This window comes from Streptomyces sp. NPDC046887 (genome assembly GCF_040644755.1).
GTDB lineage: Bacteria > Actinomycetota > Actinomycetes > Streptomycetales > Streptomycetaceae > Streptomyces > Streptomyces lichenis.
The window spans coordinates 111,345-137,908 of the sequence record NZ_JBEYXH010000013.1 but is presented as its reverse complement, the minus strand read 5'-3'; the positions used below and the strand labels follow the sequence as shown (position 1 = coordinate 137,908).

General features: G+C 73.0%; 20 protein-coding genes. 11 read left to right on the top strand and 9 right to left on the bottom strand.

Features of this window, described 5'->3' with window-relative positions; all coding sequences use genetic code 11:
• Nucleotides 1-94 precede the first annotated feature (94 nt).
• A complete protein-coding gene (locus ABZ945_RS15500; protein ID WP_361268860.1) occupies nt 95-3,535 on the top strand; it encodes an RHS repeat-associated core domain-containing protein in 3,441 nt (1,146 codons plus the stop codon).
• 108 nt (nt 3,536-3,643) lie between these two features.
• Here the strand turns inward: ABZ945_RS15500 and ABZ945_RS15495 are convergent, their stop codons facing one another.
• A complete protein-coding gene (locus ABZ945_RS15495; protein ID WP_361268858.1) occupies nt 3,644-3,817 on the bottom strand; it encodes a hypothetical protein in 174 nt (57 codons plus the stop codon).
• Nucleotides 3,818-4,007: 190 nt separating this feature from the next.
• Here ABZ945_RS15495 and ABZ945_RS15490 point away from each other — a divergent pair, with 190 nt between their 5' ends.
• The 3 genes from ABZ945_RS15490 (at nt 4,008) to ABZ945_RS15480 (ending at nt 9,183) form a co-directional block, all read left to right on the top strand.
• Nucleotides 4,008-6,749, top strand: coding sequence for an RICIN domain-containing protein (locus ABZ945_RS15490; RefSeq protein ID WP_361268855.1), 2,742 nt, complete (start codon nt 4,008-4,010; stop codon nt 6,747-6,749).
• A gap of 228 nt (nt 6,750-6,977) precedes the next feature.
• Nucleotides 6,978-7,766 (top strand): DeoR/GlpR family DNA-binding transcription regulator, encoded by a 789-nt coding sequence (locus ABZ945_RS15485; RefSeq protein WP_361268853.1) that lies wholly within the window; start codon nt 6,978-6,980, stop codon nt 7,764-7,766.
• A gap of 190 nt (nt 7,767-7,956) precedes the next feature.
• Nucleotides 7,957-9,183 (top strand): cytochrome P450, encoded by a 1,227-nt coding sequence (locus tag ABZ945_RS15480; RefSeq protein WP_361268850.1) that lies wholly within the window; start codon nt 7,957-7,959, stop codon nt 9,181-9,183.
• Nucleotides 9,184-9,224: 41 nt separating this feature from the next.
• Here ABZ945_RS15480 and ABZ945_RS15475 read toward each other — a convergent pair whose 3' ends face one another.
• The 5 genes from ABZ945_RS15475 to ABZ945_RS15455 form a co-directional block, all read right to left on the bottom strand.
• Nucleotides 9,225-10,499, bottom strand: a complete 1,275-nt coding sequence (locus tag ABZ945_RS15475; protein ID WP_361268848.1) for a cytochrome P450 — start codon at nt 10,497-10,499, stop codon at nt 9,225-9,227.
• The gene (locus ABZ945_RS15470; protein WP_361268845.1) at nt 10,496-11,113 is read right to left on the bottom strand and encodes an ATP/GTP-binding protein; all 618 of its coding nucleotides are present in this window, start codon (nt 11,111-11,113) and stop codon (nt 10,496-10,498) included. The genes ABZ945_RS15475 and ABZ945_RS15470 overlap by 4 nt, the downstream gene beginning before the upstream one ends.
• On the bottom strand, nt 11,094-11,450 hold the full coding sequence (locus ABZ945_RS15465; protein WP_361268842.1) for a DUF742 domain-containing protein: 357 nt from the start codon (nt 11,448-11,450) through the stop codon (nt 11,094-11,096). Before ABZ945_RS15465 ends, ABZ945_RS15470 begins: the two co-directional genes overlap by 20 nt.
• Entirely contained in the window at nt 11,447-11,866 is a 420-nt protein-coding gene (locus ABZ945_RS15460; protein ID WP_361268839.1) for a roadblock/LC7 domain-containing protein, read from the bottom strand. Before ABZ945_RS15460 ends, ABZ945_RS15465 begins: the two co-directional genes overlap by 4 nt.
• Nucleotides 11,867-11,975: 109 nt before the next feature.
• Nucleotides 11,976-13,889: an ATP-binding protein gene (locus tag ABZ945_RS15455; RefSeq protein WP_361268836.1), complete on the bottom strand. Its 1,914-nt coding sequence runs from the start codon at nt 13,887-13,889 to the stop codon at nt 11,976-11,978.
• A 506-nt stretch (nt 13,890-14,395) separates the two neighbouring features.
• Between ABZ945_RS15455 and ABZ945_RS15450 the strand changes: the two genes are divergently transcribed.
• Nucleotides 14,396-15,469, top strand: a complete 1,074-nt coding sequence (locus ABZ945_RS15450; RefSeq protein WP_361268833.1) for a DUF5954 family protein — start codon at nt 14,396-14,398, stop codon at nt 15,467-15,469.
• A gap of 116 nt (nt 15,470-15,585) precedes the next feature.
• Here the strand turns inward: ABZ945_RS15450 and ABZ945_RS15445 are convergent, their stop codons facing one another.
• From ABZ945_RS15445 to ABZ945_RS15435, 3 genes are all read right to left on the bottom strand, one after another.
• Nucleotides 15,586-16,206 (bottom strand): L-threonylcarbamoyladenylate synthase, encoded by a 621-nt coding sequence (locus ABZ945_RS15445; RefSeq protein WP_361268831.1) that lies wholly within the window; start codon nt 16,204-16,206, stop codon nt 15,586-15,588.
• A gap of 17 nt (nt 16,207-16,223) precedes the next feature.
• Nucleotides 16,224-16,940 carry a rhomboid-like protein gene (locus ABZ945_RS15440; protein ID WP_361268828.1) on the bottom strand — a complete coding sequence of 239 codons (717 nt, stop codon included), beginning with the start codon at nt 16,938-16,940 and terminating at the stop codon, nt 16,224-16,226.
• A 207-nt stretch (nt 16,941-17,147) separates the two neighbouring features.
• Nucleotides 17,148-18,662: an AarF/UbiB family protein gene (locus ABZ945_RS15435; protein ID WP_361268825.1), complete on the bottom strand. Its 1,515-nt coding sequence runs from the start codon at nt 18,660-18,662 to the stop codon at nt 17,148-17,150.
• Between the two features lie 805 nt (nt 18,663-19,467).
• Between ABZ945_RS15435 and ABZ945_RS15430 the strand changes: the two genes are divergently transcribed.
• From ABZ945_RS15430 to ABZ945_RS15405, 6 genes are all read left to right on the top strand, one after another.
• Nucleotides 19,468-22,404: an aldehyde dehydrogenase family protein gene (locus ABZ945_RS15430; RefSeq protein WP_361268823.1), complete on the top strand. Its 2,937-nt coding sequence runs from the start codon at nt 19,468-19,470 to the stop codon at nt 22,402-22,404.
• 22 nt (nt 22,405-22,426) lie between these two features.
• Nucleotides 22,427-22,747 carry an acyl carrier protein gene (locus ABZ945_RS15425; RefSeq protein WP_361268821.1) on the top strand — a complete coding sequence of 107 codons (321 nt, stop codon included), beginning with the start codon at nt 22,427-22,429 and terminating at the stop codon, nt 22,745-22,747.
• A complete protein-coding gene (locus ABZ945_RS15420) occupies nt 22,744-24,543 on the top strand; it encodes a fatty acyl-AMP ligase (RefSeq protein ID WP_361268818.1) in 1,800 nt (599 codons plus the stop codon). Before ABZ945_RS15425 ends, ABZ945_RS15420 begins: the two co-directional genes overlap by 4 nt.
• Complete coding sequence (locus ABZ945_RS15415; protein WP_361268815.1) at nt 24,540-24,812, top strand: hypothetical protein; 273 nt, start codon at nt 24,540-24,542, stop codon at nt 24,810-24,812. Before ABZ945_RS15420 ends, ABZ945_RS15415 begins: the two co-directional genes overlap by 4 nt.
• Nucleotides 24,813-24,998: 186 nt before the next feature.
• Nucleotides 24,999-25,259, top strand: a complete 261-nt coding sequence (locus ABZ945_RS15410; protein ID WP_361268812.1) for an acyl carrier protein — start codon at nt 24,999-25,001, stop codon at nt 25,257-25,259.
• Nucleotides 25,256-26,479, top strand: coding sequence for a beta-ketoacyl-[acyl-carrier-protein] synthase family protein (locus ABZ945_RS15405; RefSeq protein ID WP_361268809.1), 1,224 nt, complete (start codon nt 25,256-25,258; stop codon nt 26,477-26,479). The genes ABZ945_RS15410 and ABZ945_RS15405 overlap by 4 nt, the downstream gene beginning before the upstream one ends.
• Nucleotides 26,480-26,564: the final 85 nt, after the last annotated feature.

Here is a 26,564-nt window from a genome sequence, read left to right as displayed (position 1 = left end):
GCAGCTCGTCCCGCGCATTCGGGTGCGGCGGTCCGCCGATCTGACGGGCGGACGGCTCGGGCACGACTCAGACAGCTCCAGACATGGGGGGAACGTGTCACCCATCCGCACGCCCGGAAGATCCGGGCGCCCCACCGCGCACCGCTCCGGCCGGCTGCTGGCCGCGCTGCTCGGCGCCCTCGCCCTGTGCGCCACCGCCGTCCCGATCGCGGCCGCCGAACCCTCGCCGCCGCCCGCTCCGGGCGGGTCGCACTGGGGCGACCACGGCCGGGCGGCCATGCCCCCGGTGCGCGCCGGCACCACCGCACCGCCCCGCAGCCTGCCCTCCACCGCCCCGACGGCCGCCGAACGCGACTGGCGGCAGCGGGCGTTGGAGCGGCTGCGCACCGGCCGGGTGCGGCCCGCGCCCCGGTCCGGGGACGGCGGGGACTCCCGTACCGCGGCCTATGTGCCGCGCGGACAGGGCCAGGTGCCCTGGCATCGGATCGCTGACTTCCGGGTCACCGACGCCCTGGTGGCCCGGGTCGACTACTCCACCGGCAATCTGATGCTGGCGGCCACCGACGTCGACCTCGCGGGCGTCGGCACCCGGCTCCAGCTGACCCGTACCTACAACTCCTTCGACGCGCCGGTGGGTCAGGTCAGCCGCCCCTGGTGGCTCGGCTGGGAACGCTCCCTGGACCTCACCGGATCCGCCGGGCCCAACGCGGTGATCCACTACGACCAGACCGGCTCCACCGTCGAGTTCACCCGCCAGGCCGACGGCAGCTACACCACCCCGGCCGGCTACTCGCTGGATCTGAAGAAGAACGCCGACGGTACGCACACCCTCACCGAGCGCGGCTCCGGGGCGGCCGACACCTATGACGCCGCGGGCCGGCTCACCAAGGTCAGCGACCGCAACGGCGGCGCCACCACCGTCACCGCCCACACCACCCCCGCCGGCGGGGCGGCCGGCTTCAAGCTCACCGAGACCCGCTCCGGCCGCTGGATCGACCTCACCCATCCCACCGCCACCCGCTGGGAGGCCAAGGACCACACCGGGCGCACCGCCGTCTACGAGCTCTCGGCCGACCACGGCAACGTCACCCGTACCACCGACACCGCCGGCAAGTCCGTGGGCTACGCCTATGACGGCGACGGCCGGCTCACCCGGCTGACCACCGCCGAGGGCCGCTCCACCGCCTTCACCTACGACGCCGCCGACCGGGTCACCTCGGTGCGGCGGTACGCCGAGAGCGGCGGCGGCACCGGCCCCACCTACCGCTACGCGTACAGCGCGGCCGGGGCGCTGGAGGCCGGCACCACCACGGTCACCGACCCGCTGAGCCATGCCACCCGCTACGAGCACAACGCGGACGGCGAGGTGACCAAGGCCATCGACCCGCTGGGCCACCACCGCGCGGCCACCTACCTCAACCGGCTGCTGCAGACCGCCACCGACGCCATGGGCACCGGCAACGGCGGCCCCGGCGCCAATGTCACCCAGTACGGCTGGGACGCCCGCAACAACCCCACCTCCGCCAAGCTCCCCACCGGCGCCACCGCCACCGGCAGCTGGCAGACCGTCGCCGGAGCCGAGCGGCCCACCAGCTCCACCAGCGCCGACGGGCAGAAGACCGACTTTGCCTATGACGGGGCCGGCAACACCCTCTCCGTCTCCACCCCCGGCAGCGGCGGCGGCACCCGCACCTTCGCCTACAACGAGGCGAGCCCGCGCTGCGGCGGCTTCCAGGGCCAGATCTGCACCGCCACCGACGGCAACGGCAAGAAGACCGAGTTCCGCTACGACGCCCAGGGCAACCTGGAGAGTGCCACCCCGCCCGCCCCGCTGGGCAGGACGACGTACACCTACGACGCCCTCGGCCGCACCGCGACCCTCACCGACGGCCGCGGGGTCAAGATCACCTACAGCTACGACAAGCGGGACCGCGTGGTGAAGGTGGACACCTCCGGCGGCGGCGCCGCGGTCACCTACGCCTATGACGGCGACGGCAACCTCACCACCCGTACCGACGCCACCGGCACCCAGCGCTACCAGTTCGACGCGCTCAGCCGGGAGACCATCCGCACCCTCCAGGACGGCTCCCAGACCATCCTGGCGTACACCGCCGACGGCAATGTGGAGACCTACAAGGACCCCGGTGGCACCACCGCCTACGCCTGGGACGCCGCCGACCGGCTGCTGAAGCTGACCGACCCGCGCGGCAAGCACACCACCTACGGCTACGACGACAACGACCGCCGCACCGGCACCACCTACCCCGGCGGCACCGTCCAGCAGCAGACCCTGGACGCCTCCGGACGGCCCACCGCCATCAAGGCCATCGCCCCGTCCGGTGTGATCCTCTCCCACCTCACCTACGAGTACGGCTATGTCTCCGGGCAGCAGTCCCTGGACGGCGTCAAGATCCGCGCCCGCAGCGACCGCCTCGCCAAGAGCCGCACCACCTTCGGCTACAACGACGCCGGGCGCCTGGCGCTCGCCGCCGAGACCGGCCAGGACGGCGTGCGCACCAACTGGCAGTACTGCTACGACGCGGCGGGCAACCGCACCTCCGAGGGCAGCTCCCCGGGCTGCCCGGGCAAGGGCGCCGCGTACAGCTACAACGACGCCTCCCAGCTCACCGCCCGCAACGGCGTCACCACCGGCTGGTCCTACGACAAGGCCGGCAACGAGACCGCCGCCGCCCCGGCCCAGGACCTGCTGCGCACCGCCGAGCAGTACACCGACCACAACCAGCTCAAGGACCTGACCAGCGCGGGGACCCGCTACACCGCCCAGTACGCCAGCACCGACGGCAGCGAGCGGACCCGGCTGGGCTCCACCGCCTTCCACCACGGCCCGCTCGGCCTCTCCGGGCAGACCACGGGTGGCAAGGACACCGAGTTCATCCGCGAGCCGCGTGGCACCCTGACCTCGGTGACCACCGGCGGGCGCGGCTACTACTACCTGACCGACGCGCTCGGTTCGGTCATCGCGGTGGTCGACGAGTCCGGCAACGTGGTCAACAGCTACGCGTACACCCCCACCGGACTGCCCCGGGCCGGTACGGCCGAACAGGTCCCGCAGCCCTACCGGTTCGCCGGGGGCTACCGCGACCCCAGCGGCCTGTACCACCTCGGCGCCCGCTACTACGACCCGCTGCTGGGCCGCTTCACCCAGCTCGACCCGGCCGGGAAGGAGACCAACCCCTACCTCTACGCCGACGGCGACCCGATGAACCGCATCGACCCGCACGGCACCTGGAGCGGCAACATCGGCGTCGAGGTCTGCCTGGGGCTCTGCATCGGCGGCGGGGCCACCGAGGACAACACCGGCAACGAGTCCGGGTACCTCACCTTCGGGCTGGGGTCGCCGGGCGCGAGCGTGGACGTCGGCGTCTCCAGCGGCAACGTCAACTCCGGCTGGTCCGGTGAACTCTCCTGCGGCCTCGGCCCGGTGAGCGGCACCGTCAGCACCGAGGGCGATGTCGGCCTGGAGTCCGGCGGCACCACCGGCAAGTGCTCGGGATCCGCCCAGTACACCTTCTGACCCGCCTGTTCCGAAGCCCCAGGGCCGTCCGACCGGAGTGTCTCCGGTCGGACGGCCCTGGTGTTCCCGCGCACCACCGAGTGGACGCCCCTCCCGAGGGGGTGGGGCTCAGCGGCGGCGGCTGGTGCGCAGCGAGCTGCCGATCCCCGCCACATGCAGGGCCAGGAGCAGCAGTCCGAGCAGCATGATGTTGGTCGAGGAGAACACGTCGTTGGTGCTGATGTCGGCGGCGTTGATCAGGAAGGCGACGAAGAACAGGACAGCGGCGGCGATGGCGGCCATGGGGCGGCTCCCTCATGCGGAACGGTGTGGTCGGTGTGATGTGCTGATCCGTCTGCCCCTCGGGCGCCGGTCTAGACGTGTGCACGTCAGGTCTGGCTTTCTTGATTGTTTGGGGCTGTGTCTTGCGGCATGTTGCGCGACTGCCCTATGTTTCGCGCATCTTCGAGCTTCTCTGCTGTGGAGGATGGTCATGCCCCCAACTAGACGATGGTTCGCGCTGGTGGTCTCCCTGCTGGCCCTCGCCGGGGCGGCGCTGGTGTCGCCGCCCGCCGCCAGTGCCGCGACCACCACCATCGGAAACCTGACCTCGGTCACCCAGTCCGGCTCGACCTTCACCCTCACCGCCGGGGCCGACCGGGTCCGGGTCGGCTTCCTCAAGCCGGATGTGTTCCGGATCTGGCTCGGGCCGGGCGGTTCGTTCACCGACCCCGGGGCGGGAGACATCCTCACCAGGACCGACTTCGGCGCGGTGCAGGCGAGCGCCACCGACGCCGGTGACCACTACCGCCTGGCCACCGGCTCGGTGGTGCTGCGTGCGTACAAGACCCCGCTGCGCTTCGCCCTGTACAAGGCGGACAACACCACGCTGATCTGGCAGGAGTCGGCCGGACTGTCCTGGGGCGACGGCACGGCGCGCCAGCGGCTCGCCCGGGGCACATCCGAGCAGTTCTACGGCACCGGACTGCGCCTGGGGCAGTGGGCGCTGCGGGACAAGACGGTGCCGGTCGCCATCGACAACAAGTGGAACGAGAACAACAACGCCAGCCCCGCGCCGTTCTATATGAGCACCGCCGGCTACGGCGTGGTCCGCAACACCTGGGCCCCCGGCAGCTACGGCTTCGGGCCCACGGTCACCACCACGCACAACGAGAACCGCTTCGACGCGGTCTACTTCGCGGGCGCGGGACTGAAGGACGTGCTGGGCCGGTACACCGACGTCACCGGCAAGCCGTTCCTCGCCCCGATCTACGGCTTCGAGATGGGCCACGCGGACTGCTGGAACGCCTCCAGCCCCGACTACCAGGGCGACCACAACCGGGCGGACCACCAGCGCACCCCGGATGTGGTGAAGTACGCCGACCAGGCGCGCGCCAAGGACATGCCGTCGGGCTGGTTCCTGCCCAACGACGGCTACGGCTGCGAGTACGTCGACCTGCCGAACACGGTCAAGCAGCTCGCCCAGCGCGGCTTCAAGACGGGACTGTGGACCCAGCGCAGCCTGGGGAACATCGGCTGGGAGGTCGGCACCGCCGGCACCCGGATGGTCAAGACCGATGTGGCCTGGGTCGGCGGCGGCTACCGGGACGCCTTCCAGGGCGTGAAGTCCGCGGTGGCCGGGATCGAGAACAACAGCGACGCCCGCCGGTTCGTCTGGACGGTCGACGGCTGGGCGGGCACCCAGCGCAACGCCGTCGTCTGGACCGGGGACACCGAGGGCGACTGGGACAACATGCGCTGGCACGTCCCGGCCGTCACCGGCGCGGGCCTCTCCGCGCTCAACTACGCGGCGGGCGACGTCGACGGCATCTTCGGCGGCAGCCCGGACACCTACGCACGTGACCTGCAGTGGAAGGCCTTCACCCCGGCGCTGATGAGCATGTCCGGCTGGGGCGCGACCAACCCGGGCGCCGGCTACCAGGACAAGCAGCCCTGGCGCTTCGACGAGGCGCACACCGCGATCAACCGCAAGTACCTCAAGCTGCGCCAGCGGCTGCTGCCCTACCTCTACACGATGAGCAAGGTCGCCGCCGACACCGGTGTACCGAGCACCCGCGCCATGGTGCTGGAGTACCCGAACGACCCGGTCGCCCAGGGCAACGCCACCAGCCAGCAGTTCATGGCCGGGGACGCCTTCCTGGTCGCCCCGGTCACCTCGGCGGGCAGCACCCGCAGCGGCATCTACCTGCCCGAGGGCACCTGGACCGACTACTGGACCGGCACCGTCTACCAGGGCCCCGGCACCTTCAACGGCTACAGCGCCCCGCTCGACCGGCTGCCGCTCTTCGTCAAGGCCGGCTCCATCGTGCCCATGCAGCCCGCGATGAACTACACCGGCGAGAAGCCGAAGACCCCCCTCACCTTCGACGTCTACCCGCGCGGCACCTCCTCCTTCGAGCTCTACGAGGACGACGGCGTCACCCGCGCCCACCAGAGCGGCGCCTCCGCCCGGCAGAAGGCCACCGTGACCGCCCCGACCGGCGGCACCGGCACGGTCAGGGTCGATGTGGGCGCCTCGGTCGGCAACTTCACCGGCAAGCAGGCCAGCCGGGCCTACGAGATGGAGGTCCACCTCGCCTCGGCGCCCTCCTCGGTGGCGCTCGGCTCCACCGCGCTGACCCGCCACACCACCCGTGCCGCCTTCGACGCCGCCGCCACCGGCTGGTTCTTCGACAGCGCCGACCGCTCTGGAGTGCTCCGGGTCAAGGCCGGTACCCAGTCGACCTCCTCCGCCTTCTCGGTGACCGTCTCCGACGCCGCGCTCCCCACCCCCAAGGCCATCCCCGGCGGCTCGACCGACCCGGTGACGGGCACGTTCTCGCTGGTCAACGACGGAACGTCACTCGCCGCCGACGTACCCAACAGCTCCACCACCGCCGGCACCCAGCTCATCCAGTGGTCGCCGACCGGCAACGCCAACCAGAAATGGGAGATCAGCGCCAACGCCGACGGCACCCACCAGCTGCGCAACCAGCTCAGCGGGCTCTGCGCCGATGTCACCGGCAGCGCCACCACCTCCGGCGCGGCCGTCGTCCAGTACACCTGCACCGGCAACGCCAACCAGAAATGGCGGCTCACCCGTGACGGCGAGGGCTACCAGATCAAGGCCCAGCACAGCGGCCTCCTCCTCGCCCCCGCCTCGTCCGCCAGTGGCGCGGGCCTGGTCCAGACCGCGGGCACCGGAGCGGCGACCCAGCGCTGGCGACTGAACTGACCCCACCGGTGGCAACCGGCCCCGCTCCGCCGACGGCACCCGCGCCGCCGGCGGAGTGGGCGGACTCCGTCACCGCCTGACCGCCCCTGTCCTTCCGCGCCGCCGGGCCGGGTGTCACCGAACACGCCTGGTGAGCGAAGATGTTGCCCGAGGGCCCGATTCGGTTCTCCCGCGGGTCCGTCATCCATGGCCCCGCGAGCGGCACGGGACGGGCACGAGGGGGACGGCATGAAGGCGCACGAGAGGTGGACCCGGCTGCTGGAGGTGCTCGCCGAGGAGGGCAGCCTCTCCGTCACCGACGCCGTCGAGCGCCTGGGTGCCTCCCAGGCCACGGTGCGCCGGGACATGGACGAGCTGGCCCGCCAGCAGCTGCTGACCCGCACCCGGGGCGGTGCGGTGGCCGGAGGCACCGTCTCCTACGATCTGCCGTTGCGCTACAAGACCTCCCGCCGCGCCGACGAGAAGCAGCGGATCGCCCGGGCGGCGGCCGAGGCGATCCCGCCGGGCGCCATCGTCGGCCTCAACGGCGGCACCACCACCAGCGAGGTGGCCCGGGAGCTGGCCGTACGCGCCGATCTGCGCGAGCACGGCCCGGGCGAGGCGCTGACCATCGTCACCAACGCCATCAACATCGCCAACGAGCTGGCGGTGCGGCCGCACATCAAGACGGTGGTCATCGGGGGAGTGGCCCGATCCAACTCCTACGAACTCACCGGCGCGTTCGCCGCGGCGGTGCTCAGCCACCTCAGTCTGGACTACGCCATCCTCGGCGTGAACGCCGTGCACCCCGACTTCGGGGCGGCCTGCCATGACGAGGGCGAGGCCATGGTGAACCGGGCCATCGCCGAACGGGCCGAACGGGTCGTGGTGGTGGCGGACTCCACCAAGCTCGGCCGCCGCGCCTTCGCCCAGGTCTGCCCCACCGCCGACATCGCCCGGATCGTCACCGACCGAGAGGTCCCCGAGGACGTGGCGGAGCGGTTCACCGGCCGGGACGTCGAGGTCGTCCGGGTCTGACGACTCACGGGCCGGACGGGGGCGGGGGTTTCGCCAGGGACGGCGCCCGGACACACAAGGCCTCGGGGCGAGGCGCGGGTTTCGGCCAGGGTCGATCGTCGGCCAACTGAGGGGTCGCCAGGCCGGATTGGCTCATGGAATGATCGGTTGCTGTCCGAACGCAGTCGGTTACTGATCCGATGGGAGCCTCATGTCCACCGCGCAGCAGGTGCCCGACATCCTCTCGGCCGAGTTCGCCGCGGATCCCTATCCGGCGTACCGGGTGATGCGCGAGACCGCGCCGCTCATCTGGCACGAGGCGACCCGGAGCTACATCGTCTCGCGCTACGAGGACGTGGAGTACGTCTTCAAGGACCGCAAGGGCGAGTTCACCACCGACAACTACGACTGGCAGCTGGAGCCCGTCCACGGCAAGACGATCATCCAGCTCAGCGGCCGGGAGCACGCCGTGCGCCGGGCCCTGGTCGCGCCCGCCTTCCGGGGCGCGGAGTTGCAGGAGAAGTTCCTGCCCGTCATCGAGCGCAACTCCCGCGAGCTGATCGACGCCTTCCGGGACCGCGGTTCGGCCGATCTGGTCGCCGACTACGCCACCCGCTTCCCGGTCAACGTCATCGTGGACATGCTGGGCCTGGACAAGGCCGACCACGCCCGGTTCCACCGCTGGTACACCGCCGTCGTCGCCTTCCTCGGCAACCTGTCGGCCGACCCCGCGGTGACCGAGGCGGGGGAGCGGACCCGGGTCGAGTTCACCGCGTACATGCTGCCGATCATCCGGGCCCGCCGCGACGCCCTCGGCGACGACCTGCTCTCCACCCTGTGCGCGGCCGAGATCGACGGCGTCCGGATGAGCGACGAGGAGATCAGGGCGTTCTGCAGCCTGCTGCTGGCCGCCGGCGGCGAGACCACCGACAAGGCGATCGCCGGTATCTTCGCCAACCTGCTGAGCCACCCCGACCAGCTCGCCGCCGTCCGCGCCGACCGCAGCCTGATCCCGCGGGCCTTCGCCGAGACCCTGCGGTACACCCCGCCGGTCCATATGATCATGCGGCAGTCCGCCACCGAGGTCACCCTCAGCGGCGGCACCATACCCGCCGGCGCCACCGTCACCTGCCTGATCGGCGCCGCCAACCGCGATGCGGACCGCTACCGCGACCCCGACCGCTTCGACCTCTTCCGCGAGGACCTCACCACCACCACGGCGTTCTCGGCCGCCGCCGACCACCTGGCCTTCGCCCTCGGCCGGCACTTCTGCGTCGGCGCGCTGCTCGCCAAGGCCGAGGTCGAGACCGGCGTCGACCAGCTCCTGGACGCCCTGCCCGACCTGCGCCTCGCCGACGGCTTCACCCCGGCGGAGCAGGGCGTCTTCACCCGAGGCCCGGCCACCCTGCCCGTACGGTTCACCCCCGTACGGGCCTGAGGCCGGGCGGAGCCCCGGGAGGAGAGGCCCCTCCCGGGGAGCTACCGCACCACCGGGCTGAACTCCACCGGCAGCGCGGTCAGTCCGCGCATCCAGATCGACGGGCGCCAGGCCAGCTCCTCCGGCTCCACCGCCAGCACCAGGTCCGGCAGCCGCTCCAGCAGGGTCTCCACCGCCGTCCGCGCCATCACGTCCGCCAGCAGCGGAGCCGGATAGGGGCAGCGGTGCTCCCCGTTGGAGAACGACAGATGCGCGGCGTTCTCCGCCCCGACATGCGACTCCGGCCAGATCTGCGGATCGGTGTTGGCGGCCGCCAGCCCCAGCACCAGGCAGTCCCCGGCCCGGATGTGCCGCCCGCCGAGCTGGGTGTCCCGCACCGCCCAGCGGCCGATGAAGTTCTGCGTCGGCGTGTCCAGCCACAGCACCTCGTTCAGCGCCTCGCCCACGCTCAGCCGCCCGCCGGAGACATTGACCGCGAACCGCTCGTCGGTCAGCAGCAGCCGCAGGGTGTTGCCGATCCAGTTGCCGGTGGGCTGCTGGGCCGCGGCGATCACCGAGATCAGGTCCTGGACGATCTCCTCGTCGGTGAGCCCCGCCGGGTGCAGCAGCATCCGCGAGGTGACGTCCGGGCCGGGCGCGGACCGCTTGTCCTTCACCAGTTGCCGCAGCCGCTCGCCCACCCGCCCGTACGCCGCCACCGGGTCGTCGCCCTCGCCCGCGTCCAGCGAGATCCGCAGGTCCTCCACGAGCTGCCGGGTGTCCGCGCGGGCGTCCGGCATCCCGCACACCTGCACCGCCGCCCGCATCGGCAGGGCGTGCGCGTACTCGGCCATCAGCTCCGCCTGCCCGCTCCCGGCGAACTCGGCGATCAGCTGCTCGGCGATGTACTGGCAGTCCCGGCCCAGCTCGAACTGGTCGATCCCCTCCAGCGCCTCGGTGATCACACCGGCGCGCCGCCGGTGCTCGTCCCCCTCGGTGAACAGCACCGACGGCTGGTACCCGACGAATGGCATCAGCGGCCAGTCCTGCGGAATAGCGCCCCACTGGTTCCAGCGCCGGGAGTCCCGCGCGAACAGCTCGTCATGGGCGGTCACATGGGAGACCTCCGAGTAGCCGAGCACCAGCCAGGCCGGTACGTCCCCGTCCAGCAGCACCGGCGCCACCGGGCCGTGCTCCCGGCGCAGCGCGCGGTACAGCTGCGACGGCGTCTGCTGGTAGGAGACCCCCGCCAGCCGCACCGCGTCGGTGCGCACCGGGCAGCCCGGCGCGGCCGCGGGGGCGTCCGGGGCATGGGGGCTGGGCTGGTGCTCGGTCACGGTGTCGCCTCCTGGGCCATCGCCAGTTCGTAGAGGTGGTCGACCAGGGTGATCAGCACGTCCTTGCCGGACTGCCGGACCCGGGCGTCGCAGTCGACCATCGGGACGTGCCCGGGCAGCGCCAGCGCCTGGCGGATCTCGTCCAGGGAGTAGCGCGCGGTGTCGTCGTCGAAGCGGTTGACCGCCACCACGAACGGTGTCCGGTGGTGCTCCAGCCGGTCTATCGCGTACCAGGAGTCGTCCATCCGGCGGGTGTCCACCAGCACCACCGCGCCCAGGGTGCCGGAGAACAGCCGGTCCCACAGGAACCAGAACCGCTCCTGCCCGGGCGCGCCGAACAGATACAGCACCATCCGCGCGTTGAGGCTGATCCGCCCGAAGTCGAACGCCACCGTGGTGGACGTCTTGGACGCCACCGCGCCGGTCTCGTCCACGCCGACACCGGCCTGCGTCATCACCTCCTCGGTGTTCAGCGGCCGGATCTCGCTGACCGAGCGGACCAGGGTGGTCTTGCCGACGCCGAACCCGCCCACGATGACGACCTTCAGCCCGGTCTCGGCCGTGTCGGTCAGCGGTGTACGCCGCAGGGGCAGCTCAGAGGTTGTGGAGCCCATGGAGCACCTCCTTCAGAAGGTCGGAGTCGGGGAGTTCGGCCAGCGACCGCGTGGCCTGCGGATGGCGGGCGGTGATCCGGCCCGTGCCCAGCAGGTCGCCGAGCAGGATCCGCACCACCGTGATCGGCAGCCCCAGTTCCGCGGCGATCTCGACCACGGCGGTGGGGTGCCGGCACAGCCGGAGGATCCGGGCGTGCTCCGACTGCATCCCCGCCGTCGGCCCGGACTCGCTGACGACCAGGGTCACCAGGTCGAAGGAGTCGTCGGCCCGGCTCCGCCCGCTGGTCACCGTGTACAGCCGGTCGGGGTCGCCGGTGTCGACGGGCTTGCGCGTCACGGCGTGGCACTCCTTCGGACGGTGGTACGGGGCTCCGCCCGCAGGTGCTCGCCGATCTGCTCGACCAGCTCGGTCATCTGGTGGCCGACCACACCGGGGTCGGCCTCCTCCGCCGCGAGCACCGCGAGATGCGCCCCCTCGCCCGCGCCCACGATGAAGAGCAGCCCGCCGTGGTACTCGGTCATCGAGTGCCGGACCCCGCCGGTGCCGTCGCCGAACTCCACGGAGGCGCCCTGGGCGAGGGCCTGCATACCGGAGCAGATGGCCGCCAGCTGGTCCGCCTGGTCGAGCGTCAGATGCTCGGTCCAGCACAGCTTCAGTCCGTCGCGGGACAGCACCAGGGCGTGCCGGCTGCCGGGGGTGTGCTCCAGCAGCTGCTGCAGGAGCCAGGTGAGGCTGTTGTCGGTGGTCTGCATGACGGGTGACGGGCCCGCGGGGCCAGGATGGCCGGCCACGGTCCGTCCCTCCAATCTCGGTGCGGGGGTGGGGTACGGGATCGGGAGTGCGTACGGGGCGGGGCGCGGTCTACGAGGACGAGGGGCCGCCCGCCGGGGGCTCGGGCCGGGCGCCCCCGCCGGTGGTGCCGCGCGGGGACCTGCGGGCCCGGGCGAAGGCGCCGAACCGCGAGCCCGCGTCCCGCCCGGGGCGCTGCTCGGGCACCTCGCCGCCCCAGGTGCCGGGTTCGGTCCCGGTCCCGGTCCCGGTCCCGTTCGCGGTGGGGGCGGGTGGCGCCGACCGCTCGCGTCCGCGTCCGCGCTCCCGCTCGGCCTCGCCCATGGTGCGGCCGGGGGTGCGTACCGGCAGCCCGTTGGGCGTGGAGGCCGCGGGACGGCGGTGCGCCGCCTGCTCGGACGCCCCCGGGCGTACCGCCGGGCGCTCGGCGACCGCGGCGGCCTCGCCGGGATCGGTGAAGTAGACGGCGGCGGGATCGGTGAAGTGGACGGCGGCGGGCTCCGGGGCCGGGGTGGGGGTCGGAATCGGGACCGGAGCCGGAGCCGGCTCGTACGGGGCGGCCGTCGGGGCCGGGGCCGCCGTCTGGGCGGGTGCGGTCCCGGTCGCCGTCTCGCGGGAGAGCAGGCGGGGTGCGCGGCGCTGCTGCTGGGCGAGCAGCTGCCGGGGCAGCAGGACGACCACGCCGGTGCCGCCCCGGGACGAGGGGCGGTAGTTGACGCTGATCCCGTGCTTCACCGCGAGCCGCCCGACGACGGCGAGACCGAGCCGGGTGCCCTGGAGCGAGACCAGGTCGTTCATCCGCCCGGCCACCGCGTCCGCCGCCCGCCGCATCGCCGCGTCGGCCATCTTCAGGCCGCTGTCCTCGATGGTCACGACGATGCCCGCGCTGCGCTCCTCCACATAGACGTGCACCTCGTCGATGGGCGGGGAGAAGTTCGCCGCGTTGTCCATCAGCTCGGCGAGCAGATGCATCACGCCCTCGGCGGCGAAGCCGGAGATGGCCACCGAGGTGGCGCAGTGCAGCCGCACCCGCTGGTAGGCGGCGATACGTCCCACGGCGCCGCGCAGGATGCTCTCCATCACGATCGGCTTGTTCCAGGAGCGGCTGGACCGGCCGCCCATCAGCAGGGCCAGCCGGTCGGTCATCAGGCCCAGCTGGGAGGTGCTGTGGTCCAGCCTCAGCAGGTCGCCGAAGACCTCCTCGCCGTGCCGGTCCTGCATCTCCCGCAGATCGGCCAGCATGGAGACGGACTTGGCCTGGACCCGGCTGAGCGCCTTGGCGGAGGCGGCCTGCGCGGCGGCGGCCCGCCGCTCGCTGAGCGCCAGTTCCCGGATGAACGTTTCCGTCGGTACGCGGACCAGCGGCATCCTCGGCAGCGTCAGCTCGGCCCGTACCGTGTCGGCCGACCGGCCCTCGCGCAGCCGGGCGACCGCGGCGGGCAGCGTCTCCCGGGCCAGCCGCTCCAGCTCGGCCGCCGCCTCGTCCAGCTCCTGCCGGGCCTGCCGGCGCTCGGCGTCCAGCGCGGCCGCCTGCCGCTCGCCCGCCTCGATCGCGGAGGTGAACAGGTGCAGCACCCGCGCCAGTTGCGGATCGCTCGGCGGAAGCACGCCGCCGAACGGCTCGGCGGCCGCGGCGGTGCCGTCGCGCCGCTGGGCCAGGCCCGGCAGCGTCACATTGACCAGATACGCGGTCTCCGACGACAGCTGCGCCAGGGCGGCGCGGTGCCGCTCGGCCTCGGCCGCCCGTGCGGCGGCCGCACGCCGGGCCCGCCGTACGGCCCGGCCGCCGACGAGGACGGCGGCGGCCAGGCACACCCAGGCGGCGGCCGCCACCAGCTGCGTCCAGGTCCGCGCCCCGGACGGCGCCAGGACCACCGCCGCTCCGGCGGCCGCGGCGCTCACCGCCAGCACGGCCACCGGCGCGGCCCGGGAGGTGCCTCGGGCCTTCGCCGAACGGTGCTCAACGGGCGGTGCAGGCACGGACATTCGGCGGCCCCTCGGTCGGTGAGAGCAGACGGTTCGAGACGGTCGCCGCGCGGCGACCGGCGGTCGGGAAGGCCGGCATCAAGCGGCCGCGCGATCTTCCGTCCGGACAGAAAGTCATGCTAGCCAGCCTGCCCGGTGCGGAGATCGCTCTGACCGCCCAGTCCGCCTCGGGGGCGACTTCGTCGTGAACCCATAGGTCGGCAAGGAGAGTTGTGATAGAGGAGCCGCCGCCCGCGCCCCGCCGTCGAACAGCGGCCCGGCAGCGGCCCGGCAGCGTCCCGGGGGCCGCCCCGGTGCGGTCGGCCGAGGCGTGGACACGCGCCCAACGGCCCGACCGCGTACCCCCGGCCGCCTCTTTCCGGCCAACTATCCCGGCACGGACCCTGCCCCCGCCCACCCTGGCCGCCGACGAAGCCGACACCGGCCCGCAAAAAGACGTCACCCCGTGGAGGGGCGAATTCCGCGAACCGCCGACGGCGGCCGGGGCCAGTGGGCACGATGAGGGCATGGAACGTGCGAACGCAGGACCGGGCGCGCCCCGGCCGTTGGTGGTGCGGGTGCCGGTGGAGCCGGTGGAGGCGGCCATCGAGGCCGACGCGGTCGACGCCGCCACCTCCGCCGACGGGCTGATGGTGCGCGGCCCGCTGTTCGGGGTGGCGAGGCAAGGGCCCGAGGACGGAATCCGCTGGCGGGTGGTGGTCTCGGTGACCTCCGGCTGCCCCCAGGTGTCCCGGGACAGCCTCCAGTCGCTGCTGTGGTTCCGGGCGAAGGACGAGGCCCGGGACCGGGCCGAGCGGCGCGCCCTGCTGGCGGCGGTCGCCCGGCTGGAGACCGACTACGTGGACGAGGTCACCGTGGAGGACACCCGGTACCGGGTGCTGCGCGCCGAGGAGTACGCGGGCGCGGGGCCCGGCGGTATCGAACCGCCGCGCCCCACCGACCCCGAGCCCCTCACCCCCGACTGGAGCCTCCAGGCCTCGGAGCCGTCCATCGACGCGGACCTGGTCCTGGACCCGGACGCGCCGGTCACCCCGACCCAGGCGCTGGAGCAGCTGTGCCTGCACGATCTGCGCTACACCGGTGAGCGGTTCCCCGAGGAGGTGCTGGCCGACTCCGCGCGGGCCGTCACCACCCACCCCGACATCCTGCTGCTGCCGCCGACCTTCTCCGTGGTGGAGCGCACCGACGGCGGCTGGCGCGGGGCCGGCGGCTCGCACGCCACCGCGCACGCCGCCCGCAGGGGCCTGGAGTTCTCCCTGCTCTGGGCCTGGCCCCGGATCCGCGGCCTGATCCCCATCGAGTCCGACCCCAAGACCAGCGCCCGCAACCCGCCCGCCGACAGCCCGGCCGCCGCGGAGCTGGCCGTCTACGCCGAGGCCGCCGAGCGGCTGAGGGCCGGGGTCCGGGTCAACCGGCTGGAGGTCGGGGACACCGTCTACCAGATCGCCCGCACCCGCCGGCTGCTGCGCTGGGGCCCCGACGGCCCCGAGGGCCCCCGCCCGTCCGACGTCAACGGCCAGGAGCCGATGCGGATGCACCCGCCGATGGACGAGGACGGGAACGTCCTGCCGGAGCACTGACGCCGGCCCCGGCGGGCGGCGCTCCCGCCCCTCGGGACCCTCCCGGGTGCCGAGGGGCGGTCGCGATCACCCGGTCACCCGGTCACTCGGGGTCATGCGGTCACCCGGTCACCCGGTCACTCGAAGCGGGACGGGTCGCCCGCGCCCCGGCGGACGATCTCGACGTCGCCGCCGGAGAAGTCGACCACGGTCGTCGGCTCCGTACCGCAGTCGCCGGAGTCCAGCACCGCGTCGACCTCGTGGTCCAGGCGCTCCTTGATCTCCCAGCCCTGGGTGAGCGGGTCGTCCTCGTCGGGCAGCAGCAGGGTGCTGGAGACCAGCGGGTCGCCCAGCTCCGCCAGCAGGGCCTGGGTGACCGCGTGGTCGGGGATGCGCACACCCACCGTCCGCTTCTTGGGGTGCAGCAGCTGGCGCGGCACCTCCTTGGTGGCGGGCAGGATGAAGGTGTAGCTGCCGGGGGTGGCCGCCTTGATGGTGCGGAACACGTCGTTGTCGATCTGCACCAGCTGTCCCAGCTGCGCGAAGTCCCGGCAGACCAGCGTGAAGTGGTGCCGGTCGTCGAGCTTGCGGATGGAGCGGATCCGGGCCAGGCCCTCGCGGTTGCTCAGGCCGCAGCCCAGCGCGTAGCAGGAGTCCGTCGGATACGCGATCAGCGCGCCGGAGCGGATGCTTTCGGCGACGGTGGTGATGGTCCGGCGCTGCGGGTTCTCGGGGTGCACATCGAAGTACTTCGCCATCCGTCGAGCGTAGGCGATCAGCGGGCTCCGTACCGACCGCGGGGACGGGGGTCCGGGGTCGGCGCCGGCCCACGGTCGAGGCGGCGGGCCACCGGGGGGAGGACGAGCAGCAGACCGAGTACGGCCGCCAGCACATGCCCCACGGTGGTGAAGTCGGGCAGCGGCCCGCCCCACTCCGCCCCGCCGAAGGGCCAGGCGACCACGAACAGCGCCCAGGGCAGCCGGGCCCGGCGGGGCAGGGCCAGGGTGGCGGCGGCCATCATGGTCTGGGCGCCGTAGCTGATCCCGTAGTCCAGCGACCGGCGGACGTCGTCGGCGTACCAGCCCTGCCGCAGGGCCACGGTGATCACGCCCGCGGTGAGCAGGGTGGCGCCGAGGTGCCCCGCCAGGAACACCGCGAACGCCCGCGGCGAACCCCACCGCCGTTCCGCCCACGCCAGTGCGCCGCAGACACCGAGGCCCAGGGTGATGACGGTGGCCGGGAAGTACAGCGAGGTGACGTCGGTCAGCGTGCCGTCGAAGAACAGCGCGCTGCCGAGCACCGCGGTCACCGGGTGGTCGGCCAGGTTGTCCAGGTTGGTGCTGACATGGCGCAGCAGCGCGTCGGCGCGTTCCGCCGACAGGCCGTACACCACCCAGGCGTGGGTGAGCAGCAGCAGGCAGACATAGCCGAAGGTGACCGGCGAACGCCTCGGGTAGCTCCGTACGGCGTCCAGCACGCGACGGCCGCTCACCGGCCGGCCGGCCGAGCGGTGGTCTCCGAGGAGAAGGCGCCGGCGCGGGCGGCGGTGGTGGAGCGTGCCGTGGCGGCGCGCTCGCATATGGCGGCGGTACTCATGGAAGGCATGTCCCTCGGTCCCCTGAACGCACGGCGGTTGCCGGGCCGCTCCCTCCGGAACGGACTGTCCGGAAATCTACGCTGCCGGTCACCGCACCACGCGTCAGCCCCGGCGGCGGGAGAGCAGCCAGGCGACGGCCGCCGGGACGAGTAGCCGCTCTCCCGTCCGCCAGAGCCGATGGCGGTCGTGCTGGTCGGCGAGGGAGAAGCGCCGGGTGACGGCGGTGTGCTGCACGGTCAGGTCGCCACCGGACAGGGACCGGAGCGCGGACCGCAGTTGCGGCAGGGAGTTCTCCAGTGCGGACAGCAGTTGCAGCGTCGTGTAGCCGACCTGCTGCCGGGACAGGGTCTGCTCGGCGTAGTGCCGGACGACCCGGTCGGTCTGCTCCACCAGGACGTCGGTCACCGAGAGGTGCGGGGCCAGCCGGCGCACGGCCCCCTCGGCGTTGGAGAAGGACTTGCCGAGGATGCCGATCATGGGGTTGGTCTGGATGCCGCGGTGCGTGGAGTAGCGCAGGAGCTGGGCGAGGGAGGCACCGAACCTCAGCTCGTCGATGGACGCCGCGTTCAGCCGGGGAACGAGGGAGGCCATGTCCTGTTCGAATCCGGAGATGTCGGCCCAGGCGGTGGGGCGCCCCATCTCCGGCCAGGTCCGCGCGACGGCCACGGCGTCGTTGTTCGCCAGGGCGAGCAGGGTCATCATCAGCGCCCTGCCCAGTCCGCGGTCGATGCGGCCGACCATGCCCCAGTCGATGAGTGTGGTGGGGCCGTCCGGGCAGACGAAGACATTGCCCGGGTGCGGGTCGGCGTGGAAGTAGTGGTCGATGAAGTACCCCTGGTACATGAAGGCCAGCAGGTCCGTGCCGATCCGCTCGCGCTCCTCCTCCTTGAAGGCGGCGGGGTCGGCGTCCCGGATGCTGGTGCCCGGTGCGCGCCGCTGGATCAGGACCCGTGAGGTGGCGTGCACCACGGCCGGCACCTCGACGCCGGAGGCGGAGGCCGCGGTGACCCGGGCGCGCTCCATGTTGGAAGCCTCCAGGGTGAAGTCCAGCTCGTCTCGCATGGCGTCGAAGACCACGCCGAGCATCGCCCGGAAGTCGATCGTCTCGTTGAGCACCGGGGTGCGCCGGGCGAGGAGCCGCACCGCCGCCCTGAGCAGCCGCATGTCGGCCGCCATCGTCGCGGTGATCCCGGGGCGCTGCACCTTGACCACCACGGGCGTCCCGTCCGCCAGTGTCGCCGCGTACGCCTGCGCGAGCGAGGCGCACCCCAGAGGGCGACCGGTGTCGAAGTCGCCGAACCGGCGCCGCCATCGCGGGCCCAGCTCGTCTTCCAGCACCGGTGCCATCCGGGCGAAGGGCAGCTCGGCCGCCTGGTCGTGCAGGTGCTCCAGCTCTCGGGCGACGGCGGACGGGATCAGGTCCTCACGGGTGGCGAGTACCTGGCCGGCCTTGATGTAGAGCGGCCCCAGGCGTTCCAGTGCCTGGCGCACCCGTACGGCGCGGGCCTGCTCCCCGGTGGTGTTCCGCGCCTCGTCGAGGCGGCGGGGACCGGGAAGCTCCCGGCGGAGCAGGTCGGTGACGACCGTGAGCAGCAGACGGCCGCGTTCAGCGAGCACGCGGCGCTCCCGGGCCCGGGCCGCGGATCTGCCGGGCGGTCGTCGGCGAGGCGACCGCGCCGGTCGCGGTCGCCGCCCGGGGCCCGGGCGTTCCCGAATGCGTCAAGGTCTTCTCCTGCGTGGTGGGCCGGACCGGAGCCCGGACGTACGGCTTTCCTCTCCCGGCGGTCGCCGCTTCACCAGACGTACCCGTGGCACGCGGTATCCCGGCTAGGCATTCCCCGGCTCCGGCCGACTATGCGGGAGAAGGGGCACGTCCGGCGTGGAAGATTTCTCCTCCGTCTCAGCGTTATCCGGAAACTCATGGGCTGATTTCCGAATCAGTATTCAACCAGTCGGTTTCAGGACGGCAGGGGCGCGCGGCACCGTCTTCGCACGCCGGGGAGCCTACTGAGGTGCGCTGACGGCTCGAAACGCGGGCTTCGGGGCACGATCCACGGGGGGCGTCCGGGTCGCCCCCCGCGTCCGGCCGGCGTAGGGGGAGGGCGCGTGAGGGGCGTGCGAAACGAGCCCGCGGAGAAGACGATTCGGAAGGCCGGGGATTTCGCGCCAATATGCCGGTGAGTATTTTCCGGTACTTGCCCTCGGTATTTCTCCGCGGGCACAGTGAAGGTCGGCGCCTTTCGCGCCGGAGGCGTTGATCGGCCCCCGGAACACCCGTTGCGGCCACGCCGATTCCCGCACCACCTTCTCCACCGTCACTTCCACCGCCGCGGTGCGCCCTGCCGTGGCCTGCCGCTCGCCTCCGGACCCGGCAGCGGTCCGGACGGGCACGGTGGAGGCAGCTCACGCCCGAGGAGAGAGCATGACCGTATTCAAGGAGGAACGGACGCGCCCGAGCGGCACGGACGCTCTTCCCCACGACTTCGCCTCGTATGTGGCCGCGCGTTCCGTGCCCGCCGACGAGGGCTGGACCTATGTCGTGCATGCCTCCGCGATCGTCGACGACCCGCTGGGCGCCACGGCCTACCGGCGCTGCCTCGACGCCGGAACCATGTCGCACCAGGAGGAGCCCGGGGTGGTGCTGGGCCGGTGCGCGCTGGCCTCACGCCCGCTGATGGAGCGTGCCCTGCGGGAGGCCTCAGAGGCCGCGCCGGTCTGGGCGGCGGTCCCGTTCGAACGGCGGCTCGCCTTTGCCGCCCGCTTCCGGCAGGCACTGCTCGACCACGCGCCCCGGCTGGTGGAGCTGCTGGTCGGCGAGGGGCACCCGGTGCGGCTCGCGGCGTCGGAGGTCTCCGACATCGCGGCGTTCTTCGGCCCGGAGACCACCGACTGGTGCGCCGGGCAGATGCGTACCGAGGCCGAGGACGGGTGCCGGCGGGTGGAGCTGCGGCGCCGGCCGGACGGAGTGGTGTGCGTGCAACCGCCGCAGAACACCCCGCTGGTGGGTGTGGCGGCCGCCCTCCAGTCGCTGATCGCCGGCAACTGCCTGGTGGTGCGGCTCTCCCGGCAGGCGCCGCTGGCCGCCATGTATCTGGTGCAGCGGGTCGCCGGACCGGTTCTGGCGGAGCTGGGCGCCCCGCCCGGGGTGCTGTCGGCGCTGTGCACGGAGCCGGCCGCGGCGCTCAAGACCTGGCTGGCCAGCCCGCTGGTGGACGACATCCTGTACTTCGGCGACAGCACCCGGGGCCTCAGGCTGGAGGCCGACTGCCTGGCGGCCGGGAAGAAGCCGGTGCTGGAGCTGGCCGGCAACGACATGGTGGTGGTCTGGCGGGACGCCGACCTCACCCGGGCGGTGGAGGCGCTGACCGAGTCCTTCTACGCCTCCGGGCAGATCTGCTGCGCGCCCAATCTCGTCCTGGCCCACCCCGAGGTCGCCGACGAGCTGCTGGGCCGGCTCACCGAGGCGGTCCGCCGGCTGCGGCCCGGACACCCCGACGACCCCGAGGTGGTCCTCGCGCCGTCGGCACTGAGCGCCGGCTACGACCGGGCGCTGGCCGACGCGCGTCACCATGGTGCCCGGGTGCTCACCGGCGGGCGCCACCTCGACGTGCAGGGCGCGGAGAGCGACAGCGGTGTCTTCCTGGAGCCGGCGGTGGTCCGGGTGGACGGCCTGGCGCGGGCCGGGCGGCTGCGGTCGGTCCAGGACGAGACGTTCTTCCCGCTACTGACCGCCATCGTGCCGGATCCCACCGACGACACCGCACTGCTGCGGCAGGTGCTGGACTTCGCCGCCGCCAACCCCCACGGCCTGCGCTGCTCCCTGTGGAGTGACGACCCCGGGGTGACCCGGGCGTTCCTCGACCGGGTCACCCGCTGCGGCCAGCTGCGGGTCAACGACTCCCACCTCGCCGGCGGCCCCTACCTGTCCAACCACGGCGGCACCGGACGCAGCGGCGGGGTCTTCGGCGAGGCCGACTACCCGATGCTGCGCACCAGCCATCTCCAGGCCGTGTCCGTGGCCGAGTCCGTCTCGCCGCGACGGCTGTTCACCGAGGCGTACGAGCGGTACGGCGGGCAGCGGCCCACCGGCGCCCGTCCGGGCGGGCGCGCGACCCACCACCATCCCCCCGGCTGGCCGCCGCCCGACCTGCCGGGTGGCCTCCCCGCGCCCTTCACCCCCCGCTTCCAGCAGGACCCCTACCCGACGCTGCGCTGGTACCGGGAGAACCACCCGGTGTGCCGCATCGTCACCCCGGACGGACCCGGCTGGCTGCTCACCCGCTACGACGACGTGCGCCGGGCGCACCGGGACCGCCGGGTCAGCTGTGACAGCAAGCGCACGCCGGCCGGCATCCTGTGGGGTGGCGAGTGGCCCGAGGAACTGCGCCGGCGGCTCTTCACCCACCTGCTGGACAGCGATGATCCGCGTCACGGCGAACTGCGCCGACTGATGGCGCCGCTGTTCACCCCGAAGCGCCAAGCGGAGTGGCAGGGACGCATCACCGCCCTCGTCAACGAGCGCATCGACGCGATCGGACCGCGCGGCGAGGCCGATCTGATGGCCGAGGTCGCCTATCCCCTCGGCGCCCATGTGCTCTTCTCGGTGCTGGGCGCACCGGTCCCGGACCTGGTCCAACTCCGTTCCGTCACCTGGCGGCTGGTGGACTGGAACACCACGGTGCCGTACTTCCGGGCCATGGCCTTCCAAGCCGACGCCCTGATCACGGAGATCCTCAACGACAAACGGCTCAGGCCCGGCGACGACCTGCTGTCCCTGCTGGTGCGCGGATGCGACGAGGAGGGGCTGCTCAGCGACGACGAACTCGCGGGCATGTTCATGCTGATGCTGGTGGCGGGCCAGGACCCCAGCATCAACAGCGTCGGCAACAGCATGCTGACCCTGCTCACCCACCCCGACCAGGCCGAACTGCTCCGCCGCGAACCCGCGCTGATCGGCTCGGCCACCGACGAACTGCTCCGCTACTGCAGTCCGCTGACCTTCACCAGCTGGCGGGGGACGCTCGAACCGGTCGACTTCGGGGGCGTCACCGTCCCCGCCGACGAGTCCCTGATCGTCTCGCTCGCCGCCGCCAACCGGGACCCGGCCCGGTTCCCCGATCCCGACCGCATCGACCTGCGCCGCGAACGCAACCACCACCTGGCCTACGGGCACGGCGCCCACTACTGCCTGGGAGCGCAGATCGGCCGCCTCACCGCCGAGACCGCGATCAGCACCCTGCTGCGCCGGCTGCCCGGACTGCGGTTGGCCGGCCCGGTGCGGTTCCGGCCCGGCCAGTTCGAACGCGGCCTGGACGCCCTGCCGGTGGCGTGGGACGCCGACGCGGTGCGGCCCGCCTGACCGGCCGAGGAGGCACACGGTTGTGGACCGACAAGCGATCCTCGACGAACTCACCGCCATCGTGCACGACGTCCTCGACCTCCCCGTCCGGGAGGTCGGCGAGAACATGTCCCTCGTACACGACCTGGAACTGGACTCCCTGCGCATGGTGCGGCTCGCCGTCGCCGCCGAGGACCGGTTCGGCATCACCCTCTCCGAGGAGGACACCTGGGAGCTCCGTACCGTCGCCGACGCCGTCACCTTCGTCCAGCGCGCCCTGCGCGAGGAGAACCAGGGCACGGCGGGCGCCGACCCCGCGGCGGCGCCCATAAGCGGGCCTCCCCACCACGGGGGACGGCGTTGAGCACCTTCACCGCCTGTCTGCGCCGGCAGGCCGACCGCTACGGGGACACCCGCTGGTTCGCCCATACGACGGGCCGACGCGGCATCCCGGCCGAGACGGGCCGCCTCACCTACCGCGAACTGCACCACCGCGCGGAACGGCTCGGCGCCGCCCTCACCGGTGCCGGCGCCACCGACCAGGCGGTACTGCTGCTCTACCCGGCCGGGCTGGAGTTCCTCGCCGCCTTCCTCGGCTGCCTGCACGCCCGGGCCGTCGCCGTTCCCGCCCCGCTGCCCGCCACCGACCCCGGCGCTCTCCGGCGCGCCGAACGCATCGTCCACGACGCCGGTGTACGGCTCGTCCTCACCGACCGCGCCCATGAGCGGAGTCTGCGCCACTGGCTGCGCACCACCGGCCTGGAGGAGAAGGTCGAGTGCCTGGCCACCGACGCCGCCGAACTGCCGGGCCCCCTGCCCGAGCCGTCGAGGCCGGCGGTGACCGCGGAGACCGTCGCGTACCTCCAGTACACCTCCGGCTCCACCAGCGAACCGCGCGGCGTGCTGGTCAGTCACGCCAATCTGATGCACAACTCCGCCCAGATCAACGCTCTGATCTCCCGTCCCGGCGAAGCCACCGAGGGCACCGGCGTCGGCTGGCTGCCGCACTACCACGACATGGGGCTGGTCGGGCAGCTCCTCCAACCGCTGTACGCCAGCGGCAACATGGTCATCGCCGCTCCGTCGGCCTTCGTCGCCCGGCCGGTGCTGTGGCTGCGGATGATCGACCGCTACCGGGCCCGCGCCACCATGGCCCCCGACTTCGCCTACGCCTGGCTGCACCGCTGCGCGCAGGACGAGGACCTCGCCGGGCTGGACCTGTCCTGCCTGGAATGGGCCCTCAACGGAGCCGAGCCCGTCCGCCCGGACACCCTTCGCGCCCTCACCCGGCGCCTGCGGCCGTACGGGCTGCGCCCCGATGTCTGGGCACCCGCCTACGGCATGGCCGAGGCCACCCTCCTCGTCACCGGGACGAGACGGGGGGCGGGCGCCCGCATCACGGCCTTCGACACCGGCCACCTGGAACACCACCGCGCCGTCGCCCCCGCCGGCGCCCGGCGCACCGAGATCGTCTCCAGCGGCAGACCCACCGGGACCGAGGTCCTGATCGTCCGGCCGGACGGCACGGACCCGCTCCCCGACGGCACGGTCGGAGAGATCTGGCTCGCCGGACCCGGCGTGGCGCAGGGCTACTGGAACAGTCCCACCGCCACGGAGCAGACCTTCGGCGCCCGGACCACCGACGGCGCCGGACCGTACCTGCGCACCGGGGACCTCGGCTTCCTGCTGGGCGGGGAGCTCTATGTCACCGGCCGCGCCAAGGAGGTGATCGTCGTCCACGGACGCAATCTCTACCCGCAGGACATCGAGGAAGCCGGCCGCACGGCCCATCCCGCCGCGGGTACCGCGGCCGCCTTCGGCGTGGAGGCGGACGGCGAACACGTCGTCCTGGTCCAGGAGATCGGGCCGGAGCAGTTGAACGGCACCTCGCCCGGCGAACTGGCGGACCGGATCAGGCGCTCCGCCCGGCGCGCGGTCGGTGCCCCGGTCAGCGTGCTGCTCGTGCCGCGCAACACCGTCCCACGCACCACCAGCGGCAAGATCCGCCGCGCTCCGCTGCGGACCGCCTTCCTGTCGGGACGGCTGCCGCTCCTCCACATCGACGCCCACCCCCGGGTCACCGCGCTCGCCGGCGGTGGGCCCGGACGACCGCCGCGAGCGCAAGACACCCCGCCCACGCAGAAGGGAACACCACCATGAAACGGCGCCACTCCCGCTTCGGACGCTTCCTGCACGAGATCATCGACGAGACCGCCGAGTACCTCGACGACATCGTCGATGCCTTCGAGGACCTGGACTCGGGCCGCCCCAGGCCGCGGGCCACCCGCGACGACCGCCGCTCCGACGGGGCGGAGTCCCGCCGGAGCGAGCACGACGCGGACCTGCCGCGGCAGCTCCGGGAACTGCGGGACCGGCTCGACGAGATCGGCGAGGCGCTGCGGAGCGCCCCTCGGACCGAGGGCCACTGAAGGACCGCGGGCAGGCGGGCCCGGCCGCCCCGCCTCCTCCTGCGCCGGGCCCGCCCCGCCCCGGTCCTCCGACCCGTCCTGCACCCCCGGTCTGCTTCCCGGCGAGGTGCGCTCGCCTCCGGTGAGCGCACCTCGCCGGGAGACCCCGTCCTTCCCCCCACCGCACTCACCCGACGGAGCCATCTCATGACCGCCATCAGCGACACGCTGGCCACCTGCCTCATCGAGGGACTCGGCATCCCCGCCGACACCCTCGCCCCCGAGAAGACCTTCGACGACCTCGGGCTGGACTCCCTCGCTCTGCTGGAGTTGACCGTCATCTACCAGGAGAAGACCGGCCAGGAGCCGGACGGCCTCACCGCGCAGTCGACCCTCGCCGAGGCGACGGCTCTCATCTCCGAGCAGCAGCGGGACGACCCGGCCGAGCCGGTCGGCGGCTCCTCATGACGCCGTCCTCCGCGGCCATCACCGGCATCGGCCTGGTCACCCCGCTCGGCGTGGGTACCCAGCCGACCTGGGAAGGCTTCCTCAGCGGCCGCTCGACCGCGGCAGGTGACCCGCAACTGGCCGACCTGCCGGTCGACTTCTCCTGCCAGGTCACCGACCTCGACGCCGTCCGCCGGCTCACCGCACGGCTGGCCGTGCGACTGGACCGTTTCACCCAGATGGCGATCATCGCCGCCCGCGAGGCCGTACATGACGCCCGTCTCGACCGCACGGCATGGGACCAGGCACGGGTGGCCGTGGTGATCGGGGTCGGCACCGCGAGCTTCGACCGCCTGGAACCGGAAGTCCTCAAGGTCGCGGCGAACCGCGCCAACGCGGTCTCGCCGCTGATGATCCCCCGCTCCATCCCCAACATGGCGGCCGGGGAGGTGGCGCTCGACCTCGGCGCCCACGGCCCGACCTTCGCCGTCAGCACCGCCTGCGCCTCCGGGGCCACCGCCCTGGGCACGGCCCTGCTCATGCTCCGTGGCGGACTGTGCGACATCGCCGTCGCCGGAGGCGCCGAGTCCATCCGCAACCGGGTCTCCTGTGTCGGCTTCTCCCAGCTCAGCGCGCTGTCCAGGCGCACCGCCGACCCCGCCGCCGCGTCCCGTCCGTTCGACGCCGACCGCGACGGCTTCGTGCTCTCCGAGGGGGCCGCACTGCTCGTACTGGAACGACCCGCCGACGCCCGCGCCCGCAACGCCCCGGTACGAGCCCTGCTGAGCGGCTACGGCGCCAGTTGCGACGCCCACCACCCCACCGCCCCGCCGTCCGACGGGCGCGGCGCGGTGCAGGCCATGCGTGCCGCGCTGCGGGACGCCGGCCTGGACGCCGCCGCCATCGGTCATGTCAACGCCCATGGCACCAGCACCTCCCTCAACGACGCCGCCGAAGCCCGCGCGTTGTGCTCGGTGTTCACCGCACCTCCGCCGGTGACCTCCAACAAGGGCGCGATCGGGCACACCATCGGCGCCGCCGGGGCCATCGAGGCCGCGGTCACGGCTCTCGCGCTCCAGCACCGGACCATCCCCCCGACCGCCAACCACGAGACGCCGGACCCGTGCCTCGCCCTGGACGTGGTCGCCGGATCACCTCGGCACCACGAGCACGCCGCCGCCCTCAGCAACTCCTTCGGCTTCGGCGGCCAGAACGCCGTCCTGGTCCTCACCAGCGCGTGACGGATGCGCGCGCTCCACGGTGTCCATGGGGCGAGCGCTGGGAGGAAGACGTAGGAGGGCCCGCCGCGGCCGGGTGTCGGCGCCG